This window comes from Maridesulfovibrio salexigens DSM 2638, from assembly GCF_000023445.1.
In the GTDB taxonomy this organism is placed as follows: domain Bacteria; phylum Desulfobacterota; class Desulfovibrionia; order Desulfovibrionales; family Desulfovibrionaceae; genus Maridesulfovibrio; species Maridesulfovibrio salexigens.
In genome coordinates this window covers 1,616,347-1,629,742 of the sequence record NC_012881.1, presented here as the reverse complement: position 1 = coordinate 1,629,742, position 13,396 = coordinate 1,616,347, and the positions used below count along the sequence as shown (strand labels likewise).

At 44.2% G+C, this 13,396-nt stretch carries 12 protein-coding genes; 11 read left to right on the top strand and 1 reads right to left on the bottom strand.

The genetic code is table 11. The features are described from left to right. Positions 1-310: 310 nt before the first annotated feature. Entirely contained in the window at positions 311-1,621 is a 1,311-nt protein-coding gene (locus DESAL_RS07465) for a two-component system response regulator (RefSeq protein WP_015851368.1), read from the bottom strand. A gap of 507 nt (positions 1,622-2,128) precedes the next feature. On the opposite strand from DESAL_RS07465, the gene DESAL_RS19695 reads away from it, so the two are divergent. The 11 genes from DESAL_RS19695 (at position 2,129) to DESAL_RS07410 (ending at position 13,382) form a co-directional block, all read left to right on the top strand. Beyond that, positions 2,129-2,584, top strand: coding sequence for a GtrA family protein (locus tag DESAL_RS19695; RefSeq protein ID WP_015851367.1), 456 nt, complete (start codon positions 2,129-2,131; stop codon positions 2,582-2,584). 40 nt (positions 2,585-2,624) lie between these two features. Then, a complete protein-coding gene (locus DESAL_RS07455; protein ID WP_015851366.1) occupies positions 2,625-3,086 on the top strand; it encodes a YkgJ family cysteine cluster protein in 462 nt (153 codons plus the stop codon). Positions 3,087-3,211: 125 nt separating this feature from the next. Then, the gene (locus DESAL_RS07450; protein WP_245543799.1) at positions 3,212-3,610 is read left to right on the top strand and encodes an OsmC family protein; all 399 of its coding nucleotides are present in this window, start codon (positions 3,212-3,214) and stop codon (positions 3,608-3,610) included. Between the two features lie 156 nt (positions 3,611-3,766). Continuing rightward, positions 3,767-4,159 carry a cupin domain-containing protein gene (locus DESAL_RS07445; protein ID WP_015851364.1) on the top strand — a complete coding sequence of 131 codons (393 nt, stop codon included), beginning with the start codon at positions 3,767-3,769 and terminating at the stop codon, positions 4,157-4,159. A gap of 10 nt (positions 4,160-4,169) precedes the next feature. Beyond that, a complete protein-coding gene (locus DESAL_RS07440) occupies positions 4,170-5,006 on the top strand; it encodes an AraC family transcriptional regulator (protein WP_015851363.1) in 837 nt (278 codons plus the stop codon). 152 nt (positions 5,007-5,158) lie between these two features. After that, positions 5,159-5,473 carry an iron-sulfur cluster biosynthesis family protein gene (locus DESAL_RS07435; protein WP_015851362.1) on the top strand — a complete coding sequence of 105 codons (315 nt, stop codon included), beginning with the start codon at positions 5,159-5,161 and terminating at the stop codon, positions 5,471-5,473. 100 nt (positions 5,474-5,573) lie between these two features. Continuing rightward, positions 5,574-7,775 (top strand): transglutaminase domain-containing protein, encoded by a 2,202-nt coding sequence (locus tag DESAL_RS07430; protein WP_015851361.1) that lies wholly within the window; start codon positions 5,574-5,576, stop codon positions 7,773-7,775. An 87-nt stretch (positions 7,776-7,862) separates the two neighbouring features. After that, positions 7,863-10,985, top strand: a complete 3,123-nt coding sequence (locus DESAL_RS07425) for a bifunctional diguanylate cyclase/phosphodiesterase (protein WP_015851360.1) — start codon at positions 7,863-7,865, stop codon at positions 10,983-10,985. Positions 10,986-11,083: 98 nt separating this feature from the next. After that, positions 11,084-11,563 carry an acetolactate synthase small subunit gene (gene ilvN, locus DESAL_RS07420; RefSeq protein ID WP_015851359.1) on the top strand — a complete coding sequence of 160 codons (480 nt, stop codon included), beginning with the start codon at positions 11,084-11,086 and terminating at the stop codon, positions 11,561-11,563. A gap of 65 nt (positions 11,564-11,628) precedes the next feature. Then, complete coding sequence (locus DESAL_RS07415; RefSeq protein WP_015851358.1) at positions 11,629-12,540, top strand: bifunctional enoyl-CoA hydratase/phosphate acetyltransferase; 912 nt, start codon at positions 11,629-11,631, stop codon at positions 12,538-12,540. Positions 12,541-12,611: 71 nt separating this feature from the next. After that, positions 12,612-13,382, top strand: a complete 771-nt coding sequence (locus DESAL_RS07410) for a substrate-binding periplasmic protein (RefSeq protein ID WP_015851357.1) — start codon at positions 12,612-12,614, stop codon at positions 13,380-13,382. The last annotated feature ends 14 nt before the right edge of the window (positions 13,383-13,396 follow it).

Sequence of the window (13,396 nt, the reverse complement as noted above, 5' to 3'; positions counted from 1 at the left end):
AATTTCCGCTTAGTAATAGCACAACCAACAATAGATTCAATACTGTTTTACCAAAATATTTCGACACACCAACCAGCACGATACTTTAAAGCACAAAACATAAGGAACGAGAGAAATAAATATTTTTCACAAGTCATAAACAGCCAAGATATAGTATCAAAATGACACAGAACAAATCATCGATTAAAAATTAAACATAACCGCCCGACAAAAAAGAAGGTGTTTCCGCTCAACACGAGCAGAAACACCTAGCTGTAAAAATCTATATGTGTAGAAAAAGCTACAGTTTTAAATTCGGCAGATTAATTCCTCAGCTGTAAAAACAGTATTTTCGATCCTTCTGTTCTTTTACTCTGTACATGGCCTGATCTGCCTTTTTGACCAATCCCTCGGGCTCAACCCCATTTTCGGGATATATACTTATACCGATGGAGGCACCGATAGAACATTGAACATCATCAAACTCAAAAGGTTCAGTAAGGCAGTTGATGAAATCATCCGCTACACGCGCAATACTTTCCCTATCAGAAGGACGTTCAAGCAAAACACAGAACTCATCCCCGCCAAGCCGCGCAAAAGTGTCCGCTGAACGCAATCGCGATTTCAGTCTTGCGGCAACTTTGGCTAGGACCATATCCCCGGCATGGTGACCATACTGGTCATTAACACGCTTAAAATCATTCAAATCAATGAATAAAAGAGCCAGTTTTTCACCATACCGCCCTGCATTGGCAACTGATTTTTCCAGCCTATCAAAGAAAAGGTACCGGTTGGGTATCCCGGTAAGTGCATCAAGGGTGGCCTTTTCCTGAAGCTCAAGCTCACACATTTTGCGGTGAGTAATATCTTCCACAACACCTTCAATGTAGAATTCACCACCCTCTTCAAACAGTCGGCAACTTTCCGAGACCCATATTACAGAACCGTCCTTACGCCGGAAACGAAGCTCATAATCATTTAGCGACTTTTCCTGCATTAGCTTTTTCAGAAAGACTTTCCTGTCAGCCGGATTTTTGTAAAGAATATCCGTATGAGCCTTTTTCACAGCTTCTTCCGGGGTATCGTAACCCAAAATACGAGCCAAAGCCGGATTGATTTCTTCAAAATTACCATCAAGGGTAGACCTGAAGATACCTTCCACAGCACGCTCAAATATATTGCGATACTTTTCCTCGGCAGCCCGCAAAGCTTTTTCAGTTTTAATACGCTGCGCGATTTCCCGCTCCAGTCGATCTTTTTGTCTTTTCAGCTCCAGAAAAACCCCGACTTTTCCCCTTAAAGTCGGCGGATCAATTGGCTGCGTAAGAAAATCAACAGCACCTGCCTCATAGCCCATACGGGCATATGCCGGGTCTTTATAAATAGCTGTCAAAAAGATTATCGGAACAAGACAACAAGACTCAATCTCTTTAATCTTGCGCGCAGTTTCATAGCCATCCATTCCGGGCATCTGTACATCAAGCAAAATCAATGCAAAATCATGCTCCCGACAAAGTCCGATGGCCTCCTCCCCTTCCATAGCCTTGTGTAATTCAGCCCCTTCGTCTTTGAGCAGTCGCTCAAGAAGAGTCAGATTTACGGCATTATCATCCACAAGCAGTATTTTCAGGCTATTCTCCATGATTCCACCAATTAATATAAAATCAAACTTTATAAAACCCATAAGATCAGAAAAATAAATATCAAAACGATAAACTGAACACTTCAGGTTTAATCTTATTTTTAAGCAAATTTAATTCTGAAATTAACTTTCAAAAATAATTATCCACAGCAAAGCCCGTACCACGGTCAATCAATACTTCTAAAGTATCAAACAGACATAAATTATATATTAGACATATGGAAAGCCGTTCCATATAAACAGATCAACGAAGCAGGAAAAGGATTAAGGATTACTGCTCAGAAAATTTTACTTTCACTCTTTGTTCATCACCGGACAAACACCCTTTCTTCCAGACGGCACAAGGGAGGTTTGGCGCAACCTGACCCGAACGCCGCAAGCCCCGCTGACGAGGATTTCACCCCCTCATTCAGCGGGGCCTTTCTTTTGTGACTACAATATTACAAATCAGTCACCTTTGCAGACGAGCCTTGACTTTTAAGTCACTCATTGGCTTCCTGCTCAGATATGGCAGAGCAGACAAACAGCCCAAACAAAACAGGCAAACTATTTTCAGTATGGGATATTAAAGGAACTATACGCTTTCTACGCTATACCTGCGTAGGCGGAGGGACCTTTCTATTTGATCTGGCCCTGCTCTACCTGTTCACAGACGGATTCAACTGGTCACCTGTTTTTTCTGCCGGACTAGCTTTTCTAATAGCGGTTTCGTTGAACTACATAATCAGCCGCAGGCTTGTTTTCAAAGGAACAACCCGTGAATTCAAACAGGGCTATCTCGGTTTTCTGTTGATAGCCGGGACCGGTCTGATTATCGTAACCGGAGGGATGTTCCTGATGGTCGATATTCTGCACTGGCAATACATCATTTCCCGAATCCTGATCTCACTTATTACCGGATTATGGAATTATATATTGAATCTCTATGTAAATTTCCGGGTTGCAGGTAAGCATTTGCCCTAAGCACCTTGCATTCAGCAACATAGAGGTCTATTTTCCTTTCATGAATCTTTTTGAATATCTGGAATATAAATTCCGAAAATGGCGTTTAAAAAGAAAACGGCAAACGGTGATTATTCGCGGTTCGTGCAAAATGTGCGGGAACTGCTGCCGTTCAATATGCCTTCATGCAGGCGGTAAATGGCTGAAAAATGAAAAGCAGTTTTTAAAAGCCGTCGACGAAGACGAGCTCTTATCTCGTTTTGAAATATGCGGAAAAACCGAAGAGGGTTATCTCAAATTTTCCTGCACCAGCCTGACCGATAACGGTACATGCAACGACTACGAAAACCGCCCTCAACTTTGCCGTAATTTCCCAAACCCTACAATTTTCATGCAATTCGGAGAACTTCCTGCCGGGTGCGGGTTCCGCATGTCCACTGAAACAGACTTTGAAAAAATCCTGCAAGACGCCCTGCATGATGATGAAAAGATCAAGTCTGGACATATCCCCGAGAAAAAATAGAAAAAAAGACGTATTTCCCCGGTTTCCCTACACAAAAAGCATTGCTTTTTTCTTACGTAAAGGGCTACTTTACATCCCAACCGCAGCACTGTGATTTTTATCAACATTTATGGCGAATTGGAGTCATGATGAATAATGAAATCAAAATTGAATTCGGCCCCGGCCAAAAGCTTTCAGCTGTCAGCGACGATTACTGTATCGATGTTGATATGCCTGTAAGTGAAGGAGGCGAAGGGTCTGCCCCGGAACCTACGCATCTTTTTCTGGCTTCACTGGCAACCTGTGCGGCTCACTACGCCCGCAAGTTTTGTGAAGCGAGATCACTGCCTATGGAAGGTCTGGGACTAAAAGTCAGATACCAGTATAATGAAGAAGGAAACCAGATTGCCAAGTTCACCTACGAACTAAGCATTCCTGATGGTTTTCCTGAAAAGTACAAAGCGGCCCTGCTCCGAGCACTGGACCTTTGTCCCATCAAAAAGCTGCTCATGAGCCCTCCGGCCTTTCAGCTAGAAATTGTTTAAATAAATTTTGCTGCCATATTGGTTCAGCTAAAAGCGGGTAAGTAATAAATCTTATCCGCTTTTTTATTTGAAAAACCACATTCACAAGATCGTACAATACGATTCCTCCTGATCCTGCCTATAAAACGATCACACCAATAAAAACAGGAGGACAATATGACATCAGAGGAATTTCCCATTCTCGCCGCAAACGGCACAATTGAAACAACAACAGATTCTATTCAGTGCTCAAACCTTGATTGGAATCCACACCCTGCATTCGAAGGCGTTTACCTCAAACACCTTATCACCGGAGATAAGACCGCAGGTCAGCTGAGCTGCCACATTGTAAGAATTGATCCCGGCTGCACCCTTGAAACACATATCCATGAAAACCAATGGGAACTGCATGAAATCATCGGTGGAAACGGAGATGCCAGCCTTGCAGACAAATCAACACCCTACCATCCCGGCAAATCAGCTGTTATCCCTCAAGGAAAGGAACATAGCGTAAAAGCCGGACCGGAAGGGCTGACTCTGCTTGCCAAGTTTTTCCCGGCTTTGATATGAATCGGAACAAATGACAAAACATAATGAAAAACTGACCTTTAATGAGCTGGAGAATCTGCCGGAAGCAGTGCTTATTGAAGCACGTGAAATCGCAAACCGTTTTCCGCGCCATGTTCATTCCAGCTATATTTTCATCCTGATAGATCAGGGAGAACGCAAGGTCAGTATCAATTCTCAAACATATTCATATTGTGCCGGGGAGATGTGCATACTTCCCCCCGGCACATCTCACAGTTGCGAATCAATTTGCAAAAATGGATTCGGTCCCCACTCATATCGCGCCCTATGCGTCAATCCATCCTATCTGCAAAATCTTGCAGAAGAGATAAGCGGCAAGGCATGTTCTGCGCCACATTTTAACCCTGCCATTGCTTACAAAGGTTTTGGCCGCACCTCTTTTGATGAACTGTTCTCCCTCTTGAAGACAACTGGGACATCCCTTGAGAAGCAAACAGCTTTGAACAATTTTTTATACCATGCACTGGAACACTTCAGCACCACGCGGATAATCCCGGAAGCAACCGGTCCTCAGCAGGAAGCTCTAATCAGGGTGAAAGAATTTATTGATACAAATTTCAAAGACAAAATCACTTTAAATGTTCTGGCTGAAACAGCATGCCTCAGCCAGTTTCATCTGCAAAAACTGTTTGTAAAAAAATTCGGATTATCTCCGCAGGAGCATCTCACCTCTTGCCGCATTTACGAAGCAAAAGCCCGGATTCAATCTGGAGAAACATTGATCGAAGCGGCACTTAATTCAGGTTTTTCTGACCAAAGTCATTTTTCCCGCCACTTCAAAAAGGTAATAGGTATTTCACCCGGACGTTTCCTTCGGGAAAACAGATAGCGAATATCCTACCCGTGAATAGGATTTTTAAATGCAAAACAAGCGCATTCACGAGCAAAACAAATAGTGAACGTTTTTTTGCTCTATTCAGGTTGACTTACCTTGCATGAGGGCTATTCTGTTAGAAAAACAAACCTCAAAAGGAGAAAATAATGCTTAAGATCACAGAGAAAGCAAAAGAAGTACTCGATCAGCACTTTGAAGACAAAGACAAAGAGCCGATTCGTATATACATTGCTTCCGCATGCAGCGGAACCCGTCTGGCACTTGGAATTGATTCCGCAAAAGAAGGTGATGAAACCATCAACCTTGAAGGATACGACTTTGTAGTTGACGAAGAGCTTCTCGCGCAGGCCAAACCCATGGTAATTGACCTTTCACCCATGGGAATTGAGATCTCTTCTTCTCTCGTATTCGAAGAAGAAAATGGTTGCGGCGGAGGCTGCAGCGGCTGCGGTTGCGGCTAACCGGATCGACAACAATTACCCTCTATGCACCTCTAAGACCGGGACCTATATGGTTCCGGTCTTTTTTACATAAGACGGACTATATGCTAGACCAATCTTCATGATTTCACTTAAATACGTATCACATATTTTAGCTGCCATTTGCCTCTGCACATCTCTATGCGCCTGTTCAACTAAAAATTATCAAGATCAATTTTCACCATACTCCGCATCGATAAAAACGATACTTGCCACTTCAGGCAACAACCGCGCTGAATTAGAAAATTTCATTTCCAGATATGACGAAAATCCCCAAAAACGTCAGGCCGCACAATTTCTGATCGCTAACCTCCCTCCATCAGACCGGGCCGCCCTCTCTGCAAAAGAGTTGGCTGAAAACCTCGACTTTGCCTTCCTTGCCCGCGAATCAACCAAGTGGGGAAAAAATATTTCCTGGAACGACTTCCTGCACTATGTGCTCCCGCACCGTGTAAGTCAGGAAAAAGCCACCAGTTGGCGAAAACTTTTTTTTAATGAACTTCTACCGCTAGTTGCTGAATGTGAATCAATGGAAGAAGCCGTGCTTGCAGTAAACCGCTGGTGTTTTTCCAAAACAGGCTTCAAATCAACCCAGCGTTGGGACCAAAACCCGCTCATGACTATCAACCGGGGCTGGGGAAGATGTGAAGAAGCTGTAATCCTTGCAGTCTGCGCACTGCGTAGCGTGGGCATCCCCGCAAGACAGGCAATGGTTCCGGCCTGGCAGCACTCAAACGACAACCATACTTGGACCGAAGTTCAGGTAGACGGTAAATGGCATTACATTGAATCAGCCAATCCAGACTATGGACTTGATCATGCATGGTTCAGCGGTTCAGTACGCATGGCACCACTGGTGGTTTCATATGCATACGGAAATACAACTTCAGCAGACTTCCCAATTCTGGGACGTTCTTTCGGCTGTACACTGATCAACACCACTGCACGCTATGCCCCGGCAAGCAGAACCGAAGTGTTGGTAGTTGACTCCAAAGGCAAACCATTGCCCGGAACGAGAGTATTTTTTTCAGTGCTGAATTATGCGTCCTTCCGTCCTGTAGCCGCTAAGACAACTGATGCAGAGGGAAAGGTAAAAATCACGTTAGGGCCGGGTTCCGTACTTTTATCAGCTGCAAACGGAGATAATTCCGCATATTCAGGATCAATATGGATTCCCGGAAAGCAAACTGGACGAACCCCGATAATACTAAGAATGCAGCCGGACAACAAACCGGAAGGCACTATCAGTTTTAAATTTGCCTACCAAGACACTTTAAAAATACCTACCCCGCCCAAAAACTCAGAAGGCGCCAAAAAGGTGGAATTTGATTCCATAAAAAACAGACGGCTGCAAAGACTGACAGGGATGAAAACCAGTGCGGAAACAGCCTTGCCTGACAGTGCTTCTGATATTGCAAAATCAGGACTGAACACCCCGCAAATACTGCGCGCAATAGCCACCTGCCCTCCCTCAAACAGGGATTCACTGCTCAAATCAATATCCATCCTGCCCGTGGCAGACCTGTTGACAGTGAAGGCAACTGAATTAATAGAAAATGCGGAATTTTCTGACAGATCTAGAAAAGAAGCAGAATCAACGGGATTGAAATATCCTGATAATATTTTCGAGCAATACGTCCTTAACCCGCGGATCATATACGAACAGCAAAGCAATTGGCGAAAACGCCTGCATCATAAATTCAATCTTACCAAAGTCGGTGGAATGGAAAAACTGCTAAAAAGATTAGATAAACTTAATACTGAAATATCATCAGTAAACAAAGGTGTACTGGGAGACACACTCTCACCTGTCCAAGTATTAGATACCCTCAAAACATCTTCGATTACTGAGATATGCATATTAAATACCGCGATATTACGTAGCGCAGGTATTCCGGCACGCTTTCTTGACGAATTGGGCTGGGTTGAATTCTATGACGGAGAGCTATGGAAACCATTTTATCCGCAACTTACGAATCAGATAGGAAATGCAAATGCTACAGCAGAAAGTAAAGCCTTCTACTCAAACTGGCAAAGAATAAAATTCAATCTACCCTATTTTAAAAAAATTAAACGCAATCCTCAATACTTTAAAGATTTCTCTGTTTCTAAATTAATAGATAAGAATAGATTTCAAATAATTGAGAAAACAATTCAAGGTAAAATGAACCCTGAAAACAAAACATGGGAAATAAGTACTCCACAAGGAGAATACTATCTAATCAGCGTTCAACGGAATCATCAAAACGAACCGACTATTTCTGTACATAAAATCGGAAAATAAGATTACTATAGCACAAGGTTATGCTATTTTAAAAATGAGACAAGCTGACTTGCAACTCAACAATTATTAAAGTATCCACTTACTACGATGCACGAATTGCTGGAAAAACAACTGAAAGACACCATCGGAGACCAGTCTCTAGAACTAGCCGATGAGCTGAACAATTTTATAGACTTGGTCGAAAAAACATACTCCGGCCTTGATGACTCTACACTTGTACCCAACTCGCCTGCTGTCAGCATTTTACATTTCATACCTGACCCCGCTTTTATTATTAATAAAGAAGGGGTCATCGTTGCATGGAACCCTGCCCTTGAACAGCTTACCAACACAAAAGCGGAAAATGTCATTGGCAATGGCAACTTTGAGCACATAAATCTCATACACGGCAAACGCACTCCGGGCCTGATCGATCTTGTCAACGGTTGTGATGAAATTGGCGAAATTGAATATGGAGCAATCAGTCGCAGAGGTAGAGCTCTTGCCGCGGAAATCTGTATTCAAGACCTTGGCAATCGAAAAAGCACAAATCTATGGGTACAGGCTGCGCCAATACTGGATGCAAACGGCAAAACCATTGGGGCTATCGAGTCTCTGCGTGATATTTCAGCACGAAAACAGACTGAAAATATCAACTTAATCCTCTACAAAATTTCATCTGCTCTTAATTCAACAGCAGACACCCCCATATTCCTCAAGCAGGTACACGAAAGCCTCAAGCCGTTCATTGAAGCTGAGAACTTCTTTGTCGGACTGTATAACGAAGTCCAGAAAACCTTAACTTTTCCATATTACGCTGACGAAAAAGATTTCATGGCGCCATATACTGTTTTGCCAATGACTGATGGCAAAAGCCTAAGCGTGGAAGTAATTAAGGCGGAGCATCCGTTATTACTTGATGAAAACGATTTCCGTGACCAAAGAACCAATAAGATCAATCACATCGGTTCGCCTGCAAAATCATGGATGGGCATTCCCCTAAAGCACGGGGGAAAAGTAATGGGCGTGATGGCAATTCAGTCATATGAACGCTCCGGTGTCTACAATTCTCAGGATATTGATCTCATGGTGGCAATATCCGAGCAAGTTGCAGCAGCCCTTTTACGCAGGCAGGCTGAGGAAGCTCTGCTGGAGAGTGAGAAAAAATTTCGTTCAATCTTTGAAAACGCGACCGTTGCTATTTTCCAGATATCTGCCGCAGGAAGAGTTACTGTAGCGAACCCTGCATTAGCTGCGATAATGGGCTATGACAATGTTGATGAAATGCTGGCTGAAAATGATCTGGCTTCAAGATTTCTCTATAATCATGAAGGTCGTCAGAAATTTCTAAAAAGATTGCTCACCGATGGTGCAGTCAATGGAATGCTATTGCGAGTGAACCATCGCAACGGGAAAGAGAAATGGGTTACTGTGAATGCCCGCACCTCTTATGACTCTCGCGGCAACCCTGTTTTATACACAGGCACAGCTTTTGACTCCACTCTGGAAATTGTAGCCGAGCGTAAAATTTTCAGACACAAATCCCGGTTCATGCAACTTTTTGAAAGCTCTCCGCAAGCTATTGCATTAACAGATTCCAAAGGAAATGTGGTTGATACCAACAGAGCCTTCAACAAACTTTTCGGATACTCCACCGAAGAAATGGCGCCCTGCTGTGAAAACCTTTCTCCGACCAATACAGGAAAAATCAGGGCAAACCTGAAAAAGATACTCGGCGGAGAAACATACCGGACCGAAGATATGCGCCGCCATAAAAATGGCAGGCTTATCCCGGTATCCATCCTTGGGTACCCCTTTCTTTACAATGAGGAAATTTCAGGAACATTCATTATTTACGATGATATTTCACAGCGCAAGGAATATGAACGAAGACTTTCCTATCAGTCCCTGCACGACTCCCTGACCGGGCTGCCGAACCGCACTTTCTTTCTTGAGCGTCTGGAAGAAACTCTGGATATGTCTCGCAAGATTCCGGAAAGGACTTTCGCTGTCCTGATGCTTGATATTGATATGTTCAAACGTATCAACGACAGCCTTGGACATCAGGCAGGTGACGAATTACTCATTGAGGTCGGCAAAAGAATTAAATGCTGCCTGCGCCCCGTTGATACCGTTGCAAGGATGGGTGGTGATGAATTTGCGGTGTTGATTGAAGACTTCTCCACCCCTCAAATGGTCATCCAGATTATCCGTGATATTCGCAACGAAATCCGCAAGCCGATGAGCATATCCTCAAGGGAAGTTGTCATCAGTTCCAGTATCGGCATTGTTTTCAAGACTTCAAGCTACGAGCATCCTGAGCACATCATTCGTGATGCGGACATCAGCATGTACAAAGCCAAGGAACAAGGGGTTAACAAGTTCAAGGTTTTCAACAAAACCATGCACGAAAAAGCCCTGCAAAGTCTGCTGATTGAGACTGAAATAAGACAGGGTATTCCTGAAAATGAATTTTTCCCCTACTTCCAACCGGTTTACAGCATGCAAAACCGCAATCTGGCCGGATTTGAAGCTCTTGTTCGCTGGAACCACCCGGAGCGTGGATTCCTGACTCCGGATCAGATTATCCCTGTTGCAGAAGAAACTGGATTGATAGTTGAACTCGACCGAATCATACTCTTTGAAGCATGCAGATTCATGTCCGCATGGATCAGGCTTTATCCCAATGCCAACGATCTATTTCTGACCGTCAACCTATCCCCCAGTCAGCTTTCCAAGCCAGATCTGGCTGAAGCTATTGAAACAATTGTGCAGGAGACCAAGATTCCGGCTGACAATCTCAAGCTGGAAATAACAGAATCCGCGATCATGGAGCGCAATGCAGCATCCTCCCTGAACCTGAAAAAGATCGGCGAGATGGGAATCAGACTGGCAGTTGATGACTTCGGAACCGGCTATTCATCACTGGCACAGCTGCAACGCTTTCCGGCTTCCACCGTTAAAATCGACCGTTCCTTTGTCAGCCATATGGCCAGCGACCACGAATCTCTCGAGATAGTTCGTGCAGTAAATGCTTTGGGGCACAGTCTGAGCATGGACGTCATTGCTGAAGGTGTTGAGACACGGGAACAGCTTATTCTTCTTAAAGATATCGGCTGCGACTATGTTCAGGGCTACTACTTTGACAAACCCCAGACAAATGAAGACGCGGAAAAACTGGTCAAGATGCGTTCCGAAGGTTTCTGCCCCCCGGGATTAACAACAATCTAACAACTTTCCCCCTTCTTCTCTTTTACCGTCCCTGCTTGTTCACGACCGGCTTTGCGTGTATGCTCCAAGAAAAAGAACTGTCATTTTCAGGAGTAAAGATGAAACACACCATATCCGCACTTGTAAAAAACAAAACCGGAGTTCTGGCCGAATCCTCTGCTGCCTTTCAAGATAATAAAATCAACATCACTTCCATTTCCTGCGGTGAAACCGAGAATATGGATGTTTCACGAATGGTCATATGCGCCGAAGGCAGTAGAGAAGAGATAACCAAAGTAACCGAACAGCTTAAAGCGATGGACTTTGTCATTCAGCTGGACGATCTGGCCCGCAAAGAATTTGTGGACCGGGAGCTCGTGCTTATCAAAGTTGAAGTAAACAAAGACACCATGTCGCAAATTATGCAGATTTTCGAAGTTTTCCGGGCTGATGTTGTCGGAATGGGTCAGAAAACCATTACCGTAGAGCTTAGCGGAGACCAGGAAAGGGTTGAAGGACTTATCAAGATCCTCCAGCCTTTCGGGATCAAAAGCCTTTGCCGTACCGGTATGATCGCACTCAAACGCGGAGATGAGTAACGCTTAACCGGCGCGAAATTGATCTTAATCCAGACGGAACTTCCAGACCGTAAAAAGGTGCGCAGATGACCATAACATCACTAGATGAAATCATTACAGCAGTTCGCAATCACGATCGTCCTGCGCGCGTGGCAATTGCCCCATGCGCTGAAGAATTTGTAATCAGGTCCGCCCTCACTGCACATAAAGAAGGAATTGCCGAACCGATTTTCATCGGTAACAGGGAAAAGTCCCTCGCTGTTGCGGAAAAGCACGGGCTAAACATAGACGGCTTTGAATTCCATGATGAGCATGACGATGTCGAAGCGGTGGCAACTGCTGTCTCCTACTTTAAAAACGGCAAAGCAGACCTGATCATGAAAGGTCTGGTCAGCACTAGTACGGTACTCAAAGCCATCCTCAACAAACAGACCGGCGTGCCCACAAAAGGAATTATCAGCCACGTAAGCGTGTTTGAAGCATCTTCCCAGAAAAGACTGATTCTGCTGACTGATGCAGGAGTTAACATAAAACCCAACCTGCAACGTAAAGCCGACATACTGCGCAACGCCATTGATGTTGCGCGTAAACTTGGAATGGAAAAACCCAAAGCGGCAATTCTTGCTGCAACCGAAAAGGTTAACTACCCGGCCATGCCCGCGACACTTGATGCGGATATCCTTGCAAAAATGGCCTTGGAAGATGCTTTCGGGGATGCATACGTAGCTGGTCCGCTGGCCTTGGATCTTGCCATTTCCACTGCAGCCGCAACCTGTAAGGGAATCGAGAACCCTGTAGCCGGTTGTGCTGACATTCTGCTTACTCCTGAAATTGAAAGCGGAAATATTCTCTACAAGGCCTTGGCTACCATTGCGGGAAAAACTATGGCCAGCGTAGTTGTCGGCAGTGAAGTACCCATTGTAGTTTCATCTAGGGGAGACTCAGACAGCTCAAAATTCCATTCCATTGCACTGGCCTGTTACCTTTCAGGAAAATAAAAACATTGTATATCGATAGGTTTTAGCGTCAAAGGAAAGACCGTTACTATGACTTCCCGTAAAGAGGGGCAATGAGATACTATCTAAAATTCATCACAATATCTCTGATGGCAACACTGCTATTACCTGCATACTCTTTTGCTGCAAGGCAGCTTACCTTTGCTACAGACCCCTTCCCTCCATACTACTACGAAGATGCCGGGGTAGCTAAAGGGCTACAGGTGGAATTAGCGAAGGCCGTCTTTGCAAAGATGCACACCCGGTTCGACATCAAGTTCCTTCCGTGGAAAAGAGCACTGCTCATGGCTGAATCCGGAAAAGTGGACGGTATTTTCGGTCTGCGAAAAACAAAAGAAAGACAACGATGGCTGATCTACCCCGAAGAACCGCTAATGCTCATAACTTCATCAATATTTAAACGAATTGAAGACCCCTTTGTATATACCGGGATACCCTCGCTTGAAGATAAACATATCGGAACAACAAAAGGGTATACATACGGAACAGCGTTCGACAACAGCACTCTGTTTCATAGAGATGAGGTAAAAGACCTACGCCATAATTTCTTGAAACTTATGGCCGGACGAGTTGATCTGGTTGCCGGCTACCTTACTGTCGGCAATCATATTTTAAAAAGCATGAATCTGGATGATAAAATTGTAGCCAGCCCTATTGCCATTCATACAACCCCGCTCTACGTAGGGTTCACCCGCAAACCAGGCAATGGTAAAATCAGCCAGAAATATTCCCGCATTTTAAAAGAATTCAAAAACTCGAAAGAATGTGAAGAGATAATGAAACAAATCAGGATTAAAAAGGAGATGCCATCACCATGCAACTAATATCACAGCAGAAA